The 17943-nt window shown below is 63.1% G+C and carries 15 protein-coding genes; 9 read left to right on the top strand and 6 right to left on the bottom strand.

Annotated features, from left to right (window positions below):
* Nucleotides 1–13: 13 nt before the first annotated feature.
* On the bottom strand, nt 14–1531 hold the full coding sequence (gene glpD / locus QN222_RS21960) for a glycerol-3-phosphate dehydrogenase (protein WP_283961794.1): 1518 nt from the start codon (nt 1529–1531) through the stop codon (nt 14–16).
* Nucleotides 1532–1661: 130 nt separating this feature from the next.
* The gene (locus tag QN222_RS21955; protein WP_283961795.1) at nt 1662–2426 is read right to left on the bottom strand and encodes a DeoR/GlpR family DNA-binding transcription regulator; all 765 of its coding nucleotides are present in this window, start codon (nt 2424–2426) and stop codon (nt 1662–1664) included.
* A gap of 281 nt (nt 2427–2707) precedes the next feature.
* Here QN222_RS21955 and QN222_RS21950 point away from each other — a divergent pair, with 281 nt between their 5' ends.
* From QN222_RS21950 to QN222_RS21920, 7 genes are all read left to right on the top strand, one after another.
* Entirely contained in the window at nt 2708–3478 is a 771-nt protein-coding gene (locus tag QN222_RS21950) for an SDR family oxidoreductase (protein WP_283961796.1), read from the top strand.
* Between the two features lie 168 nt (nt 3479–3646).
* Nucleotides 3647–4543: a LysR family transcriptional regulator gene (locus QN222_RS21945; protein ID WP_283961797.1), complete on the top strand. Its 897-nt coding sequence runs from the start codon at nt 3647–3649 to the stop codon at nt 4541–4543.
* 181 nt (nt 4544–4724) lie between these two features.
* Nucleotides 4725–5204: a formate dehydrogenase subunit gamma gene (locus QN222_RS21940; RefSeq protein WP_283961798.1), complete on the top strand. Its 480-nt coding sequence runs from the start codon at nt 4725–4727 to the stop codon at nt 5202–5204.
* Nucleotides 5201–6757 carry an NADH-quinone oxidoreductase subunit NuoF gene (locus QN222_RS21935; protein WP_283961799.1) on the top strand — a complete coding sequence of 519 codons (1557 nt, stop codon included), beginning with the start codon at nt 5201–5203 and terminating at the stop codon, nt 6755–6757. Before QN222_RS21940 ends, QN222_RS21935 begins: the two co-directional genes overlap by 4 nt.
* Nucleotides 6758–6805: 48 nt before the next feature.
* Nucleotides 6806–9688 (top strand): formate dehydrogenase subunit alpha, encoded by a 2883-nt coding sequence (fdhF, locus tag QN222_RS21930; RefSeq protein ID WP_283961800.1) that lies wholly within the window; start codon nt 6806–6808, stop codon nt 9686–9688.
* A gap of 21 nt (nt 9689–9709) precedes the next feature.
* Nucleotides 9710–10537 (top strand): formate dehydrogenase accessory sulfurtransferase FdhD, encoded by an 828-nt coding sequence (gene fdhD, locus QN222_RS21925; RefSeq protein WP_283961801.1) that lies wholly within the window; start codon nt 9710–9712, stop codon nt 10535–10537.
* Complete coding sequence (locus QN222_RS21920) at nt 10527–10757, top strand: formate dehydrogenase subunit delta (protein ID WP_283961802.1); 231 nt, start codon at nt 10527–10529, stop codon at nt 10755–10757. Before fdhD ends, QN222_RS21920 begins: the two co-directional genes overlap by 11 nt.
* Nucleotides 10758–10893: 136 nt before the next feature.
* On the opposite strand, the gene QN222_RS21915 is transcribed toward QN222_RS21920, so the two are convergent.
* The 3 genes from QN222_RS21915 to rocF all read right to left on the bottom strand — a co-directional run bounded on the left by QN222_RS21915 (nt 10894) and on the right by rocF (nt 13823).
* Nucleotides 10894–11373, bottom strand: coding sequence for a chemotaxis protein CheW (locus QN222_RS21915; RefSeq protein WP_180939267.1), 480 nt, complete (start codon nt 11371–11373; stop codon nt 10894–10896).
* 242 nt (nt 11374–11615) lie between these two features.
* Nucleotides 11616–12821, bottom strand: a complete 1206-nt coding sequence (gene rocD / locus QN222_RS21910) for an ornithine--oxo-acid transaminase (RefSeq protein WP_283961803.1) — start codon at nt 12819–12821, stop codon at nt 11616–11618.
* 78 nt (nt 12822–12899) lie between these two features.
* Nucleotides 12900–13823, bottom strand: coding sequence for an arginase (gene rocF / locus QN222_RS21905; RefSeq protein ID WP_283961804.1), 924 nt, complete (start codon nt 13821–13823; stop codon nt 12900–12902).
* Nucleotides 13824–13964: 141 nt separating this feature from the next.
* On the opposite strand from rocF, the gene QN222_RS21900 reads away from it, so the two are divergent.
* Both QN222_RS21900 and QN222_RS21895 read left to right on the top strand, forming a co-directional pair.
* Nucleotides 13965–14399: an Lrp/AsnC family transcriptional regulator gene (locus QN222_RS21900; RefSeq protein WP_180939264.1), complete on the top strand. Its 435-nt coding sequence runs from the start codon at nt 13965–13967 to the stop codon at nt 14397–14399.
* A gap of 345 nt (nt 14400–14744) precedes the next feature.
* The gene (locus QN222_RS21895) at nt 14745–15221 is read left to right on the top strand and encodes a VOC family protein (RefSeq protein WP_283961805.1); all 477 of its coding nucleotides are present in this window, start codon (nt 14745–14747) and stop codon (nt 15219–15221) included.
* 126 nt (nt 15222–15347) lie between these two features.
* On the opposite strand, the gene QN222_RS21890 is transcribed toward QN222_RS21895, so the two are convergent.
* The coding region (locus tag QN222_RS21890; protein ID WP_284005591.1) for a translocation/assembly module TamB domain-containing protein at nt 15348–17943 on the bottom strand (2596 nt) is incomplete at its 5' end.

Below are 17943 nucleotides of genomic sequence, written 5' to 3'. Positions count from 1 at the left end.
CGCACATCGTGATCTAGGCGGCAGCGTTGGCCGCGCCCTGCATATAGTCCTCCAACTCCGCGGCTTCGGCCGGAGAGAGCTTCAGCCCCAGTTTCGTCCGGCGCCACAAAACGTCCTCCGCGCGCCGCGCCCATTCCTGCTCGATCTGCCAATTGACTTCGGTTTCGTAGAGGTCGGCTCCGAAACGTCTTCCGAGATCGGCTTCGCTCGCCGCCTTGCCGAGAAGCTGCGCCGCCCGCGTGCCGTAGAGCCGCACGAGGCGGCGCGCGTGAGTATTGGCAAGAAAAGGGTAGCGCGCCTTGAGGCTGGCGACCTCGGCGTCGTAGCCGGCAGCGGGAAAATCGCCACCCGGCAGGCTCGACCCGGCCGTCCATTTCCGACCCTTGGCCCCGATCGCCTCGCCAATTTTTTCCAACGCAGACTCGCTCAGCCGCCGGTAGGTTGTGAGCTTGCCTCCGAAGACGTTAAGCAGCGGCGGCTGGCCGTTCTCACCCTCTAGGCGCAGCACGTAATCGCGGGTCGCCTCCTGTGCCTTGCTGGCACCATCGTCGAACAGCGGGCGCACCGCCGAATAGGTCCAGACGATGTCGTCCCGCGTTACCGGCTCGGTGAAGTATTCGCTCGCCGCCTTGCAAAGATAGTCGATCTCGGCGTCGCTGATGCGCGCTTCCGCCGGGTTGCCGTCGAAATCGTGGTCCGTGGTTCCGATCAGTGTGAACTCGTTCTCGTAGGGAATGGCGAAGATGATCCGTCCGTCCGGGTTCTGGAAGAAATAGGCGCGCGGATCGTCAAACTTCTTCTTCACGACGATATGGCTGCCCTGGACGAGGCGGACATTGTGTACGTCGTTCTTGCCGATCGCGTCCGCAAGCACGCGATCCACCCACGGACCGGTGGCGTTGACGAGCATGCGGGCGCGCAGGGTCGCGCGCGCGCCCGTCACCATATTCTCCGTTTCGATTGTCCAGTGGCCGTCCTTGCGGCGCGCCGAGACGACCCGGGTGCGCGGCATGACCCGCGCGCCGCGATCGGCCGCGTCGCGGGCGTTCAGCACCACCAGGCGGGCATCGTTGACCCAGCCGTCGGAATATTCGAATGCCTTGGTGAAAAGGCGCTTCAGCGGTGCCCCGGCAGGATCGCGTGTCATGTCCAGCGTGCGGGTTGCGGGCAACAGCTTGCGGCCGCCGATGTGATCATAAAGAAACAGGCCGAGCCGGATGAGCCAGGCCGGCCGCAGGCCGCCCCTGTGGAAGGGCAGCACGAAGCGCATCGGCCAGATCACGTGCGGCGCCATCGCCCACAAGATCTCGCGCTCCATCAGTGCCTCGCGGACCAAGCGAAACTCGTAATATTCGAGATAGCGCAGACCGCCATGGATAAGCTTGGTGGAGCCGGAGGAAGTACCCGAGGCAAAGTCTTTCATTTCGGCGAGCGCGACCGAATAGCCACGACCGACCGCGTCGCGTGCAATGCCGCATCCGTTGATGCCGCCGCCTATGACGAAGACGTCGAAGATTGCCTGCTCTGACACTGTATTTCCCCTCCGCATCCCGCAACGCACAAATTGATGCTACTGCGAAAGTGAAATCAGTTAAAATGAAAACATATCGAATGTCAAACGAATGTTTCCCGAATCCTGAACGGCCGCAAAGGGTCGTGGATCAGACGTCCGTCTCGACCAGCCGGACGTCCTGTTCGGTGCATATTTTCCGAACGTTTTCAATGACGCAGCGGTCGGTGATAAAAGTCTGGACCTGGGAGATGTGGCCGATCCTGACCGGGGCGGTTCGCTCGAATTTCGTGGAATCCGAAACGAGAATGACGTGGCGCGCATTGGCGATGATCGCCTGGGCGACTTTCACTTCGCGATAGTCGAAATCGAGGAGCGCACCGTCATGGTCGATTGCCGAGGCCCCGATGACGGCGAAATCCACCTTGAACTGCTTGATGAAGTCGACGGCGGCCTCGCCGACGATGCCGCCGTCGGAACCGCGCACGACACCGCCCGCGATCACCACCTCGATCGAGGGGAAAACGCGCAACCTGTTGGCAACGTTGATATTGTTGGTGATGACCATCAATTCCTTGTGGTCGAGCAACGCTTCTCCCACCGCCTCGGTGGTGGTGCCGATATTGATGAAGAGCGAGGCGTTGTCGGGGATAAGGGCGGCGGCGGCGCGGCCGATTGCTTGTTTCTCGGCCGCGGCGATCTGGCGTCGCGCGTCGTATTTGACGTTTTCCTTGCCGCTCGGGAAGATGGCGCCGCCGTGAATGCGGTTCAGCACCCTTGCATCGCAGAGATCGTTGAGATCCTTGCGGATCGTTTGCGGCGTCACCGAAAAGCGCTGGGCAAGCTCCTCGACGAGGACGCGCCCCTCCATTTTTGCCAGCTCCAGGATTTCTGCTTGCCGCCCGCTGAGATACATCTCGGCTCCCTCGTTTTCGTTTTCTTTCATAATATGCAAAAACGAAACCCTTGCAATTTCAGAAGTCAGCGTTTTTGCACGATGCTGGTTTCGCGGCAATCGCTGACGCGCCCGTGTTGCAATCCGGCGGTGGATGGGCGAGCCTGTTGGTCTGTCAGGGCGGGAGAAAAGACGCTGGGCACTTTTTTCTTCCGCATTCTGCTCCAGCTTTATGATTGTTGATCGGCGCTTGTGATCCGGGCTGCTCGCCTGTTGGGGATCGTGGGTCAGAGGGGGAAGGCATGTTTCATCCGGCCTTGTTCAGGGGCATGAACCTGGTGGTGACCGGCGGTGGCCGGGGGATAGGGCTGGAGGTTGCGCGGCAATTTCTCGATTGCGGCGCGCACGTCCTCGTCCACATGGGCAGGACAGCCGCCCGCGAGCGTCACGATTTTCTCGAATTGGCCGCAACCGAGGGTAGGGCATTTCTTTGTGCCGCCGATTTTCTCGTCGCTGGTGGCGTCGAAAGCCTGGCGGATGCCGTGCGCGAGCGTTTCGACCGTGTCGATGTCCTCATCAACAATGCCGGCACGATGGTCGGGCGCTTCCCTGCCGCCGACCTGACCGACGAAGACTACCGAACCGTCGTGCAACTCAATCAGACCTCGGTCGTCGAGATGACGCGGGCAATGTTGCCGCTGCTGCGCAAGGGCACGCATCCTGCAATCGTCAACACCGTGTCGATCTCCGCCTCGACCGGCGGCAGCGCCGGTTCGTCGATCTACTCTGCGACCAAGGCTTTCGTTGCGACCTATTCGAAGGCACTGGCGCGCGAGCTGGCGCCGGAGGGCATCCGCGTGAACTGCGTCTCGCCCGGTACCATCGCGACGGATTTCCACGAGCGCTATTCATCGCCGGAGAAGCTCGAGGCGACGCGCAAGACGATCCCCCTCGGCCGGCTCGGCGCCGCCGAGGATTGCGCGCCCGCCTATCTCTTCCTCGCCTCGCATGCGCTTTCGGGCTACATCACCGGACAGGTGCTGGAGGTGAATGGGGGGCAACTTATCTGCTAAGTGGGAATGATGGATGAGGTGTGCGTTGTTCCGGCCCCTCATCCGCCTGCCGGCACCTTCTCCCCGCAAGCGGGGCGAAGGGGACTTGCCGCGCCGTCCAGTGTCCTCTTCCCGCGTGCGGGGGAGGGCCAGGTGAGGGACGAAACCAATCTGCTCTAAAGGTCAGGCATGATCGACAAGCTGGAATTTTTTCTCGCACTTGCTCGCGAACGGCATTTTGGCCGGGCTGCGGAGGAATGCGGCGTCACGCAGCCGACGCTGTCGGCGGCGATCCGGCAACTCGAGGACCAGCTCGGCGTCATGCTCGTCAACCGCGGATCGCGTTACCAGGGTCTGACGCCCGAGGGCCAGCGGGTGCTTGAATGGGCGCGGCGGATCGTCAGCGACACCCGGACCATGCGCGAGGAGATGCGCGCGGCGCGCACGGGTCTGTCAGGGCACATCCGGCTGGCCGCGATCCCGACAACGCTTGCCATGGTGCCGATGATCACCGCACCCTTCCAGGAAAAGCATCCGGACGTCACTTTCTCGGTGCTTTCGACCACATCGTTGCAGATTCTGGGGCTTCTCGAAAACCTCGAGATCGATGCCGGTCTGACCTATCTGGAGAACGAGCCGCTCGGCCGGGTGACGAGCGTGCCGCTACAGATCGAGCAATATCATCTGGTTACCGCCTCCGGCACGCCGCTATCGGATCGCAAAAGCGTGACCTGGAAGGAAGTCAGCAACGTTCGGCTTTGTCTATTGACCGCCGACATGCAGAACCGCCGTATCATCAATCAGCATTTTGCCGAAGCCGGCGCGATTGCCAGCCCGACGCTCGAATCGAATTCGATGATCGTGCTTTTCTCCCATGTGCGCACTGGCCGCTGGGCGAGCATCATGCCGTTTAACGTGGCGAAATCATTTGGCTTTCACGAGGACATCCGGATGATTCCAATCGTCGATCCGGATGTCCATCACACCGTCGGCCTGGTTGCCACCTACCGCGAGCCCTTCACGCCGCTGGTCTCCGCGCTGCTGCATGAGGCGCGCATCCTCGCCGAACGCAACAAGGCTCAATAGGTTTTTTCTATCAATCAACGGAACAGCATTATTGACCCTTTGGGCCATAAGCGCGAAGCTTGAATCCATGGGCAAAGACCGAGGAGGCTTTGATCTTTGCCAAGTGGTTGATAATTCGGCGCGATGACGGTCGGGAAACACCTGGCAGCGCAGAGCGCCGCGAGCCGGGAGGGCTCTTCGCGTGAATATTCAGCTGCCGCGCGCAGACGTGGCTGAGCGTACGCAGGCGATCGTCGGTGAACTCAAGGGGCTCGAAGGTCCACTTCTTCCGATCCTGCACGAGATCCAGGACGAATTCGGCTATGTGCCTGAGGAATGCTTGCCGGTGATTGCGCGCGAGCTCAATCTTTCGCGCGCCGAGGTCTATGGCGTCGTCACCTTCTATCATGATTTCCGTGAGCACCCGGCGGGACGCCACGTCTTGAAACTCTGTCGTGCCGAAGCCTGCCAGTCCATGGGGGGAGACCGCCTGGCCGAACGCGCCAAGGCGCTGCTCGGGATCGATTTCCATGAGACGACGCCGGACGGAGCGGTGACGCTCGAGCCGGTCTACTGTCTCGGGCTCTGTTCCTGCTCGCCGTCGGCGATGCTCGACGGCGAGGTGCATGGCCGGGTCGACGACGCAGAGCTCGAAGCGCTGGTTGCGGAGGCGCGCCGATGACCGTGAAGATCTACATCCCTCGTGATGCCGCCGCACTGGCGCTCGGCGCCGAAAAGGTGGCGACGGCGATGGCGGAGGAGCTCGTTGCGCGCGGGCACAACGCGATGATCATCCGCAACGGCTCGCGCGGCATGCACTGGCTGGAGCCGCTGGTCGAGGTCGAAACGGCCGAGGGCCGCGTCGCCTATGGTCCGGTGAAGGCGCGCGACGTGCCATCGCTTATCGATGCCGGGCTGCTCTCCGGCGGCGCGCATCCGCTCTGTCTTGGCAAGACAGAGGAGATTCCGTTCCTCAAGAACCAGACGCGGCTGACCTTTGCCCGCTGCGGCGTTACCGATCCCGTTTCGCTCGACGACTATCGCGCCCATGGCGGCCTGCGCGGCCTTGAAAAGGCGGTGGCCATGCAGCCTGCTGTGATCGTTGCGGAGGTGACCGAAAGCGGGCTTCGCGGGCGCGGCGGCGCCGGCTTCCCGACCGGCATCAAGTGGAAGACCGTGCTCGAAGCGCAAGGTGCGCAGAAATACATCGTCTGCAATGCCGACGAGGGCGACAGCGGCACCTTCGCCGACCGGATGATCATGGAAGGGGATCCCTTCGTCCTGATCGAGGGCATGGCGATCGCCGGCATTGCGACGGGCGCCACCAAGGGCTACGTCTACACGCGCTCGGAATATCCGCACGCAATCGCTGTCATGAGCGAGGCGATCGAGATCGCCCGCGCAGCCGGCGTGCTCGGACCTTCGGTGCTTGGCTCCGGACATGCCTTCGATATGGAGGTCAGGACCGGTGCCGGCGCCTATGTCTGCGGCGAGGAGACCTCGCTCCTGAACAGCCTCGAAGGCAAGCGCGGTATCGTTCGCGCCAAGCCGCCGCTTCCGGCGCACAAGGGGCTCTTCGACTGCCCGACCGTCATTAACAACGTCATCTCGCTCGCCTCCGTGCCGGTGATCCTCGACAAGGGTGCAGGCTTCTACCGCGACTTCGGCATGGGCCGGTCGCGCGGCACGATCCCGATCCAGATCGCCGGCAACGTCAAGCATGGCGGCCTCTATGAAACCGCCTTCGGCCTGACGCTCGGCGAACTCGTCGACGAGATCGCCGGCGGCACGGCAAGCGGCCGGGCGGTCAAGGCGGTGCAGGTCGGCGGCCCGCTCGGCGCCTATTTCCCGCGCTCGCTGTTCGCCACGCCGTTCGACTACGAGGCCTTCGCGGCCAAGGATGGCCTGATCGGCCATGCCGGTATCGTCGTCTTCGACGAGACGGCCGACATGCTGAAACAGGCGCGCTTCGCCATGGAATTCTGTGCCGTCGAAAGCTGCGGCAAGTGCACGCCCTGCCGCATCGGCTCGATACGCGGGGTCGAGGTCGCGGACAAGATTGCGGCCGGCATCGAGCCGCAGAAGAATCGCGAACTGCTTGCCGACCTATGCAACACGATGAAGTTTGGCTCGCTCTGCGCACTCGGCGGCTTCACGCCCTATCCGGTGATGAGCGCGATGACGCATTTCCCGGAGGATTTCTCGCCGGCCCCGGCGGTGGAGGCTGCGGAATGATGGCGGCGGCTTACACCCCCCTGAACGTATTTTCCCAGGAGGTCCCTTATGTCTCTCATTCGTGAAATCGACTACGGCACTCCTGCTTCCAAATCCGAAAAGCAGGTGACGCTCACCATTGACGGTCGCGAGATCACCGTGCCGGAGGGCACGTCGATCATGCGCGCGGCGATGGAAGCCGGCGTCGAGGTTCCGAAGCTCTGTGCCTCCGACATGATGGAAGCCTTTGGTTCCTGCCGCCTCTGTCTCGTGGAAATCGAGGGACGCGCCGGCATGCCGGCCTCGTGCACGACGCCGGTGGCGCCGGGAATCGTGGTTTCCACCCAGACCAAGCGGCTCAAGGACGTGCGCCGCGGGGTGATGGAGCTCTATATCTCCGACCACCCGCTCGACTGCCTCACCTGCGCGGCCAATGGCGATTGCGAATTGCAGGACATGGCCGGCGCTGTGGGCCTGCGCGACGTGCGTTACGGCTATGACGGTTCCAACCACGTCAAGGCACGTAACAACGGCGACGAGATCAATCTCAAATGGGCGCCGAAGGACGAATCCAATCCCTACTTCACCTTTGATCCGGCGAAGTGCATCGTCTGCTCGCGCTGTGTTCGCGCCTGCGAGGAGGTGCAGGGCACCTTTGCGCTGACGATCGGCGGGCGAGGCTTCGATTCGCGCGTCGCCGCGGGCATGAACGAGGATTTCGTTTCGTCAGAATGCGTGTCCTGCGGCGCCTGCGTGCAGGCCTGCCCGACGGCGACGCTTACCGAAAAATCGGTAATCGAGATCGGCCAACCGGAACATTCGGTCGTCACCACCTGCGCCTATTGCGGCGTCGGCTGCTCCTTCAAGGCGGAAATGCGCGGCGAGGAACTGGTGCGGATGGTGCCGTGGAAGGACGGCCAGGCAAACCGCGGGCATTCCTGCGTCAAGGGGCGTTTCGCCTACGGCTATTCGAGCCATAAGGACCGCATCCTCAATCCGATGGTTCGCGAGAAGGTCACCGATCCCTGGCGCGAGGTCACCTGGGAAGAGGCGTTCGCGCATATCGCTTCCGAGTTCCGCCGTATCCAATATCAATATGGCCGCGACTCCGTCGGTGGCATCACCTCGTCGCGCTGCACCAACGAGGAGACCTATCTGGTGCAGAAGCTGGTGCGCGCCGGCTTCGGCAACAACAATGTCGATACCTGCGCCCGCGTCTGCCATTCGCCGACCGGCTACGGTCTCAACCAGACTTTCGGCACTTCCGCCGGCACGCAGGATTTCGACAGCGTCGAGCATACGGATGTCGCGATCATCATTGGCGCCAACCCGACCGACGGCCACCCGGTCTTCGCTTCGCGGCTGAAGAAGCGGCTGCGCGAGGGCGCCAAGCTGATCGTCATCGATCCGCGCCGGATCGACCTGGTCCGCTCGGCCCATGTCGAAGCCTCTTACCATCTGCCGCTGAAGCCCGGCACCAACGTCGCCATCCTGACGGCGCTCGCCCATGTCATCGTCACCGAAGGGCTCGCCAACGAAGCCTTTATCCGTGAGCGCTGCGACTGGTCTGAGTACGAGGATTGGGCGGCTTTCGTCGCCGAGCCCTACCACAGCCCGGAAGCGACCGAGGCCTATACCGGCGTGCCGGCCGAACTCGTCCGCGGCGCGGCGCGGCTTTACGCCACCGGCGGCAACGGCGCGATCTATTACGGCCTCGGCGTCACCGAGCACAGCCAAGGCTCGACGACCGTCATGGCGATCGCCAACCTCGCCATGGTGACCGGCAACATCGGCCGGGCCGGTGTGGGCGTCAATCCGCTGCGCGGCCAGAACAACGTGCAGGGCTCCTGTGATATGGGCTCGTTCCCGCACGAATTGCCCGGCTACCGGCACATCTCCGATGACGCGACGCGCGACATCTTCGAGAAGCTGTGGGGCGTCACGCTCAACAACGAGCCGGGCTTACGCATCCCCAACATGCTCGATGCCGCCGTCGAGGGTACCTTCAAGGCGCTCTACATCCAGGGCGAGGATATCCTGCAGTCGGATCCGGACACCAAGCATGTCGCTGCCGGCCTTGCCGCGATGGAGTGCGTCGTCGTGCACGACCTCTTCCTCAACGAAACGGCCAACTACGCCCACGTCTTCCTGCCGGGATCGACCTTCCTCGAGAAGGACGGCACCTTCACCAATGCCGAGCGCCGGATCAACCGCGTTCGCCGTGTGATGAGCCCGAAGAACGGCTATGCCGACTGGGAGGTGACGCAGAAGCTCGCCCAGGCCATCGGCCTTGACTGGAACTACCGCCATCCGTCCGAGATCATGGACGAGATCGCCGCGACGACGCCGACCTTCGCGATGGTCTCCTACGACTATCTGGACAAGATGGGTTCGGTGCAGTGGCCGTGCAACGAGAATGCGCCGCTTGGTTCACCGATCATGCATGTCGACGGCTTCGTTCGCGGCAAGGGCAAGTTCATCCGCACCGAGTTCGTCGCAACCGACGAGAAGGCCGGTCCGCGCTTCCCGCTGCTTTTGACCACCGGCCGCATCCTCAGCCAGTACAATGTCGGCGCCCAGACACGGCGCACCGAGAACGTCGTCTGGCATGCGGAAGACCGGCTGGAGATCCATCCGCACGATGCCGAGCAGCGCGGCATTCGCGATGGCGACTGGGTCAGGCTCGCCAGCCGTTCGGGCGAAACGACGCTGCGCGCGCTCATCACCGATCGTGTCGCACCGGGTGTGGTTTACACGACCTTCCATCACCCGACGACGCAGGCGAACGTCATCACCACCGACTTCACCGACTGGGCGACCAACTGCCCGGAATACAAGGTGACGGCCGTGCAGGTCTCGCCCTCGAACGGTCCCTCCGACTGGCAGCGCGACTATGACGAGCAGGCCCGGCAGTCGCGCCGCATCAGCGGTAAGCTGGAGGCGGCGGAGTAGGGGAGTGCGGGAGCGCGTCGCATGACCGGTATCAAGACAAGCGTGAAGGTCGCTGAAGCGGCGCGCCGCGCCGGGGCCCTTGTCGCCGGGTCACGAGTGGTGCCCGAGGAGACGCCGGTCGCGCTGACCTATGGCGGCTCCACGCACGCGGTGATGATGGCGACGCCCGCCGACTTCGATGATTTTGCCCTCGGCTTCAGCCTGACCGAAGGCATCGTTACCGAGCCGGACCAGATCGAGGCTGTCGACGTCGTGGCCGAGGACAGGGGCATCGACCTGCAGATCACGCTTCGTGACGAAGAAAACGACATGCTGCGGCAGCGGCGCCGGCACATGGCCGGTCCGGTCGGCTGTGGCCTTTGCGGCATCGAATCGATCGAGCAGGCTGTCCGCCACACCCCGGATGTCTCGCGGGCGAAGCTTAGGCTTTCGCAGGCGGACGTCGTCAAGTCTGTCGCGCTTCTCAACGGCCAGCAGCCGCTGCACTTCGAAACACGCGCCGTACATGGCGCGGCGTTCTATGTTCCGGGAAAGGGCCTGATTGCGGTACGCGAGGATGTCGGACGCCACAATGCGCTCGACAAGCTCGTGGGTGCGGCGGCACGTGCCGGTTTCAAGGGCGATGAGGGTGCCGTCGTCGTAACCTCGCGCGTATCGGTCGAGATGGTTCAGAAAACCGCGATCATCGGGAGCCCGGTGATCATTGCCATTTCGGCGCCGACGGCGCTCGCCATTCGCACGGCAGAAGAGGCGGGCATGACGCTTATCGCGCTGGTGCGCGGCGATGAATTCGAAATCTTCACCCATGCCGCGCGCATACATTCCGGAGCTGTTGCCGATGTCGCCTGATACCAATGCCAAGCTCGTCTACATGGCCAACCAGATCGCCACCTTCTTCAAGAGCCAGCCGGCGGCGGAAGCGGCCGCGGGCGTTGCGACGCATATCAACAAATATTGGGAGCCGCGCATGCGCCGCAAGCTCTTCGAGCATATCGACCATGGCGGCGAAGGGCTGAACCCGCTGGTGATCGAGGCGGCTTCGAAGATTCGTCGCCCGGAAGCGGCGTAGCGTCACTCAAAGCAAAACAAACGCGCCTCACACCCCCCCGAACAAGCGGAGGGCTGCAGCCCGCATTTCCTTCTCCCGATGAAAAAGGCCGTCTCAGCGCGAGCCGGACGGCATCGTCGAAATATCCGGCGAAGCCTCAGGCGGCGAGGTCTTCCACGTCGCGTTCCTTGAACATGCGGGAAAGATTGAGGAAGCAGATCATGCCCGATTCATTGGCGATGATGCCTTCGGCAAAGCTCTTGTCGAAGGAGGCCGTTACTTCCGGCACAGGCTGAACCTGGCTGCCCTGGACCGTCAAAATGTCGGAGACGCGGTCGACGACGAGGCCGATGACCATGTTGTGCACCTCGGCGACGACGATCGCGCTGCGCTCGTTGGCGACGGTCGACTTCATTCCGAGCTTGTGAGCAAGGTCGATGATCGGGATCACCGTGCCGCGCAGGTTCATCACGCCGATGACTTCCGGCGGCGAATGCGGGATGGGCGTCGACGGTGCCCAGCCGCGAATCTCGCGGATCGTCGTGGTCTTGACGCAAAATTCCTGATCATGAAGGCGGAACGCTATGATTTCCAGCGTTTCGCCGTCAAATCCGGCCGTTCTCAGTGTGCCTGTCATCGAAGGTCCCTCCAGCTTTCCGGTCGACGCCTCCCGCGGATGCTGCGAGGAAGCGCAGGTTCCAGCCAATAGGAGGTGCCGTTAGATCCGCCGAGGACATTCCGGCGAGGCGCAAGCTGCATCATGCGCGGGGGGAGCCCGCTTTGCGCTTTGGGGAGCTATTCTAAGCCGGGATTCGTTAAGACTTGCTTTTGCGAAGCGGCCGATCCGCCCCGATGTCGAGACGGATCGGAGGTATAGTTTTATGCGGAGGCAAGTACGGCCGCGAAATGTTCGACCGCCCAATCGACCTGATCGTCGGTGATGACGAGCGGGGGGGCGATGCGGATCGTGTCGCCATGGGTGTCCTTGGCGAGAATGCCGCGCGCCTTCAGGGCCTCGCAATATTGGCGGGCGCCGCCCGCTTCCGGAACCAGCTCGACCGCGAGCATGAGGCCGCGGCCGCGAACATCCTTGATGATGTTGGAGCGAATATCGCGCAGGCCGTTCTGGAAGCGCTCGCCCATCCGGGCGGAATTTTCGATCATCCCCTCTTCGGTGAGCGCCTTCAGCGCCGCCCGGGCAATCGCACAGGCGAGCGGATTGCCGCCGAAGGTCGAGCCATGCTGGCCGGGTTTCAGGACACCGAGCACTTCCGAATTCGAAAGCACGGCCGAGACCGGATAGAAGCCGCCGGACAGCGCCTTGCCGATCAGCGTCACATCCGCCTCGATGCCTTCATGCTCTTCCGCAAGCAACTTGCCCGTGCGGCCGAGACCGGTCTGGATTTCGTCGAGAATGAGCGTGATGCCATGTTTCGTGCAGAGTTCGCGCACACCGGCGAAATAGCCTGACGGCGGCACGATCACGCCGGCCTCGCCCTGGATCGGCTCGACCAGGAAGGCGACGGTGTTTTCGCTGATCGCTTCGCGGAAGGCGTCGATGTCGCCGAAGGGGACGACCTTGAAGCCCGGCGCGAAAGGTCCGAAGCCGCTGCGGGCGTCCGGATCGGTCGAAAAGCCGACGATGCCCATGGTGCGGCCGTGGAAATTGTTGGAGCAAACGATGATCTCCGCCTTGTCGTCGGCGACGCCCTTGACCTCGTATCCCCACTTTCGCACGGCCTTGATGGCGGTCTCGACCGCTTCGGCGCCGGAGTTCATCGGCAGCACCTTGTGCGAGCCGGTAAGCGCCGCGATCTCCTCGTAGAAATGCGCGAGTTGGTCGTTGCGGAAAGCGCGCGAGGTCAGCGTCAGCTTCTGCGCCTGCTCGATCATCGCCTTGAAGATCTTTGGATGACAATGGCCCTGGTTGACGGCGGAATAGGCCGAGAGGCAGTCGAGATAGCGATTGCCGTCGATATCCCAGACGTAGACTCCCTCGCCGCGCGAAAGCACGACGTCGAGTGGCTTGTAGTTATGGGCGCCCAGCCGGTATTCGGTTTCGATCAGGGCCTCAGTTGTTGTCATAAACGATCCTCCGGGTTGTATCGTGGCGCCGCGCGCCTCGTGGGTCATGCGCGGATCGCCGGGACGTCTCAGTTACCTTCAGGCGCTGCGGGTCGGCCGATCAAGGATGCGGCGACCGAAAAGGCTTGCCGTGAGCTCGACCAGGATGCGGGCGCTCTTGCCGCGGTCGTCGAGGAAGGGGTTGAGTTCGACGACGTCGAGCGACGAGACGAGATCGCTGTCGCAGAGCATTTCCATGATCAGGTGGGCTTCGCGGAATGTCGCGCCGCCCGGAACGGTGGTGCCGACACCGGGCGCAATTTCCGGATCCATGAAATCGACGTCGAGGCTCACATGCAAGAGGCCGTTGGCAGCGCGGACCTCATCGAGGATCTGGCGCATGATCTGGGCGATGCCGAGCTCATCGACGGCGCGCATGTCGTAGACATTGACGCCGTGCTCGGCGATCTCCTCGCGCTCGCGCGCGTCGACCGAGCGAATGCCGATCTGATAGACCTTCTTCGGGTCGACCAGCGGCCGGTCACTGGCGAGGATCGGGGCGAATTCGGCCTCGCCGCAGAAAAAGGCGACGGGCATGCCATGCATGTTGCCAGAGGGCGAAGTGTCGGGCGAATTGAAGTCGGCATGCGCATCGAGCCAGAGCACGAAAAGCGGCCGGCCGACCTCGTCGGCGTAGCGGGCCATGCCGGAGACGCTGCCCATGGAAAGCGCATGGTCGCCACCGAGGATGATCGGGAAATGTCCCTTGCGGGCGGCGTCATGCACGCCGTCGTGCAGCGCGCGGGCGAAGGCTGCGACCATCTGCAGGTTATTGGCACGCGGGTGATTGGCGAGGTCGCGTGCCGGCAGCGGCCGGACATCGCCCTCGTCGTGAACCGTATGGCCGAGTTCGGCCAGAACCGTGTCGATGCCGGCGATCCTCAGCGCCGTCGGGCCCATGGCCGCGCCGCGCCGTCCGGAGCCTTCTTCGATGGGTGCGCCGATCAAGGTGATGGTCTTCATTTCCGCCCTTTTCCTTCCTCTGGTTCACGCAAGAATGGCGCGGATTATCGTCAAAAGGCATGGCAGCAAAAAGATGGAAAACTGTCGATTGGAAGGCTATTATCGGCATATTGATAAGGTCAATTTTCCAAATTGAGAAGCATGGACGATCTCGACCAAACCCTCATTAGCGCGCTCCGACAAAATGCGCGCACACCGGTCTCGACGCTTTCGGCGATGACGGGCGTGTCGCGTGCGACCGTTGCTGCGCGCATCGATCGGCTGGTGGCAAACGGAACGATTGCGGCCTTCACAATCCGGACCGGCTCGGAAATTCCGGCGTCCGGGGTGCGTGCCGTCGTCATGATCGAAGTTCACGGCAAGATGGCCGACCGCGTCGCGGATCAATTGCGCGGCTTGCCGCAGGTCAGGGCGCTGCACAGCACCAACGGACGGTGGGATTTTATTGCCGAGCTCGAGGATCGCGACCTCGTCAGTTTCGATGAAACGCTGAGGCGCATTCGGCTCATCGACGGCATCACCGTGACCGAGACCAATATCCTCCTGAAGACGAGCAAGATGAGCGGAGCGTTCTGACGCGGCGGCACGTTCCCGCGAATGGGAGGCGACTTGGCGATGGAATGATGCGGCAACTCCCGGCGCCAAAGCGCCGTCCATTTTTCTCGGACGCAAAGTCGATTTGTTCTTGATTTGTTCCGATTCCTCTGTAGAGTGTTTCACCTCAGCGAAAATGAGAGGCATGAGGAAAGTGCGCGGCGTCCGCCCGCATCCGTTCTCGTTCACTACAGCGCCGCGCGTCTTTTGGGACGCGCAACGGTCACTGGACCACTTTGAATTGCTGCATGATTCCTCAAGTCGATTCCGATTTGAGGAATCATGCAGTGCAAACGATCGCGTTGACCGCGATCCTGGGAGGTTGTCATGGCCATGTACAATGGCGGCCGGGCACGGCAGATTTGCATAAAGCTGTTCGTCAGGCATGGGGACGAGGAGCGGGCGATCGCCTTCTATCGTGACGTCTTTGGCGCCGAGCTTCTGCAACGCCATGAGTGGAGCGGCATCCTGACGAGCGCCGACCTTTGCATCGGCGATTCCGTCTTCCGCGTCGCTGGCGCCAATCCGCGCCGGGATGCCGAGCCGGGGCTTGGCGGACCGCGGTCGCCACATGCGCTCGGCACGACCGCGGCCATCCTCGAGCTCCATGTCGACGATGTGGATCGGGTGCTGGGGCGGGCGATCGGTTCTGGCGCGAGCCTGCGCAATGCCGCCGAAACGCTGCCGACGGGAGATCGGGTCGGCGCCCTCATCGATCCGTTCGGGCACATCTGGGCGCTGTTCACCGCCATTGACGAGAGCGAGGTATTGGACGCGTTCGGGGTCGATCGAAACGCTGCTTGATGCGCGCCTTGCCGCAACCTGCCACCCCGCTGTTCGGTCCGGAAGCGAGGGTAACACGGAGGCCCGGTTAGATGAAACTACGCAATTCCGGACGGAAAACCGCTACACACTTTTCCTGGAATTGCTCTAATACTCCCTCTCGAAGAAGACGCCGCCTGCTGCCGATCCGTCTCCGCCCGCTTCACCTCTCAGCTTGACGCCCCTGCCGACATCGAGATTGATCACGGCCTTGCCGGCGCTGGCGCCCGAGCCCTGTTGCAATTCGAGATAGGTCCGGTCGTTCAGATACTTGCCGGCGCGCACCTGGGTGCCGCCACTCTCGTCGGTCGTCACATCGAGATCGTCGACGCCAAGCTTGTTACGCAAACCGTCGAGCAGGGAGGTCGAGCCGCCGCCGGCAAGCTGACTGACGGCCGACGCGAGCTGGGCGATCTGGAATGCCGACAGGTTGTTAAGCGACCGGTTGAAGATGAGGCGCGCCAGTATTTCGTCCTGGGGCAGTGCCGGCGAGGACGAGAACGTCACTTGCGGATTGTTGGCGAGCCCGGAGACATTGACGGTAATGGTCGTCGAACCGGCACTCGAGGTGGCGTCGAGGTCGAGCGTCGGAATCAGGTCGCCGCCGAAGCCGATTCGTCCTCGGGTAAAGGTGAGGCGCTTGCCGAGAATTTCGAGCCGCCCGCGCCGCATGTCGAAGCCGCCGGAAACGATCGGCTGCACGGCGGTGCCACGGATCGTCAGTTCGCCGCCGAGCTCCGCGTCGATGCCGCGGCCGCGCACGAAAAACTGTCCGGGAGCACTGACGACAAGATCGAAGGCGATGACACCACTGGCGTTGGCCCCTGCGGAGGTGTCTCGGTGCAGGGTTCTTGCCATCTGCTGCACCTTGGCCGGGGCGTTCCTGTGCGTGATGTCGATCGCAGTGAGCGACGTTGGCAGTCTCTCCGGAACGGTGATTGCGGCGCGGCGGATCGTCAACCTTCCGCCGAGCACCGGAGTGGCGACGAGGGGGCCCCTCAGCGTCAGATCGCCGGTAAGGTTTGCATTAAAGAGCGTGCCGTCGACATAGCTCGCGTTGTTCAGGCGAATTCTCAAATCCGCCGGAAAGCTGGAGCCGGCGGCAATCCCGATGGTTCCGCTTGCCTCGATTGAGCCGCCGGTGGCGAGATTGGCGGAAAGCCTCGAAATGGTTGCCTGCCTGCCGTCGAGCGTGACGTTTGCGGTCAGGTCATTGAGGGCGAGATTGCGACGGACGTCGACCAGCCGGCCGCCTGCCGTCCTGATCGTTCCGTTGATCTGCGGCGCCCTCGCGGAACCGGAAAGGGTGAGATCGACTGTTGCGGACCCGGTGAGCGTGAAGCCGTTTTGCGCCATCATATTGGCAAGCAGCGCGAAGGGGACATTGCCCGAAAATCTCATCGAAAGCGGCATCGTACCACCGAGCTCCACGGTGCCGCCGCCCCTGAGCGAAAGACCAGAAGCACCGGACAACGCGGTATCGAGCGTGACGCGATTGTTGACGAGCCGGCCGTTCGCGGAAATGTCGACCGCACCGATCCCGGCGGAACGCACTGCCGCCACGGACGCACCGCTCCACCTCAGATCGTATGCGACCACCGGCGCGGCCGGCGTGCCGTCAATGTCGACTGTCCCGGCGATCGCGCCTTCCGCACCAAGGGCGGGCGCGAAGGTGTTGATCAGCGCAGCAGGCAACGCGTTCAGTCGCGCCGAGATATCGAGCCTTTGCCCTGCTGTGCCGGTGACCGTGATGGTGCCCCTCGATGCCTGAATGACGATGTCGTTGAGACGCACGACGCCGTTGTCGATCGCAACGACGGTGGGCTTGGCGAGCCTCAAAGGAATTTGCCTCGGTGTCGCCGAGAGGGAGGCGAGGCGGATTTCCGCGCGGCCTGCAGCGCTCGAAAGGTCACCCTTCGCCGCGAGCGGGCCACCGTCATAGTTTCCGTCGATCGAAAAACCCGTCCTGCCACCCTGCTGTTCGAAAGTCAGGTTGAGGCCCGAAACGCGATTTGCCCCCTGCGCAATGCTGTCCGCCCGGACGCTGCCCCTGATCGCGAGCGCGGCGACATCGGCGATGCTGATGTCGGCAACAGGTCTTGCGATCGTCAGGGCGTCGCGCTTGATGCCGCTGCCGCTTGCCTTGACCGACACGGAAGTGATGCCGTTGACGGTGCGCACCGCTGCGGAGCCGGCGAGGTCGCCGGATGCGGTCTGGCCGGCCATTGCGGCAAGCAGCCCGAGGTCGGGCAGGTTGAAGTCGATCGTGCCGTCGGGCTTGAAGTCGGGCGTCAGATTGAGCGCGCCGGCCAACCGATTGTCGCCGATCATCGCCTCCAGCGTCGGGATCGAGGTGCGGCCGTTCTCGGAGACCACATCGGCCCGGATATTGATCGCCTGGCCGCCGAGGGCGCCGGTTGCAGTCAGCTTCGCTTGCGGGCTGCCGGGCTTGGCGGTCACGTCGGCATTGATCATCAAGTCCGTCAATGCGCGGCCGGCCAGGGTTGCTCCGCTGGAGGTCATTTCCGCCTTGATACCGAGTTCGTCGAGCGGACCGGAGATGTCGGCGCTGAATGCGGCCGTACCCTGTGCGTCTGCGAGCAGTTTGCCGAGGTTGGGCAGCGTGCCTTCGATATCCGCGGTCAGGGCGCCTTCGGCAAGGGCAGCGGTGCCGCGGGCGTCGATGGTGCCGGAGGTAAGTTCG

It is taken from the genome of Sinorhizobium sp. 6-70 (assembly GCF_030124375.1).
GTDB lineage: Bacteria > Pseudomonadota > Alphaproteobacteria > Rhizobiales > Rhizobiaceae > Sinorhizobium.
The sequence above is the reverse complement of the archived record's forward strand: the minus strand, read 5'-3'. Positions and strand labels throughout refer to the sequence as shown.

Coding starts and splice junctions, on each gene's coding strand:
- QN222_RS21955 (WP_283961795.1), bottom strand. CDS start 2,426: ATGTATCTCAGCGGGCGGCAAGCAGAAATCCTGGAGCTGGCAAAAATG.
- QN222_RS21950 (WP_283961796.1), top strand. CDS start 2,708: ATGTTTCATCCGGCCTTGTTCAGGGGCATGAACCTGGTGGTGACCGGC.
- QN222_RS21945 (WP_283961797.1), top strand. CDS start 3,647: ATGATCGACAAGCTGGAATTTTTTCTCGCACTTGCTCGCGAACGGCAT.
- QN222_RS21935 (WP_283961799.1), top strand. CDS start 5,201: ATGACCGTGAAGATCTACATCCCTCGTGATGCCGCCGCACTGGCGCTC.
- fdhF (WP_283961800.1), top strand. CDS start 6,806: ATGTCTCTCATTCGTGAAATCGACTACGGCACTCCTGCTTCCAAATCC.
- fdhD (WP_283961801.1), top strand. CDS start 9,710: ATGACCGGTATCAAGACAAGCGTGAAGGTCGCTGAAGCGGCGCGCCGC.
- QN222_RS21920 (WP_283961802.1), top strand. CDS start 10,527: ATGTCGCCTGATACCAATGCCAAGCTCGTCTACATGGCCAACCAGATC.
- QN222_RS21915 (WP_180939267.1), bottom strand. CDS start 11,373: ATGACAGGCACACTGAGAACGGCCGGATTTGACGGCGAAACGCTGGAA.
- rocD (WP_283961803.1), bottom strand. CDS start 12,821: ATGACAACAACTGAGGCCCTGATCGAAACCGAATACCGGCTGGGCGCC.
- rocF (WP_283961804.1), bottom strand. CDS start 13,823: ATGAAGACCATCACCTTGATCGGCGCACCCATCGAAGAAGGCTCCGGA.
- QN222_RS21900 (WP_180939264.1), top strand. CDS start 13,965: ATGGACGATCTCGACCAAACCCTCATTAGCGCGCTCCGACAAAATGCG.
- QN222_RS21895 (WP_283961805.1), top strand. CDS start 14,745: ATGGCCATGTACAATGGCGGCCGGGCACGGCAGATTTGCATAAAGCTG.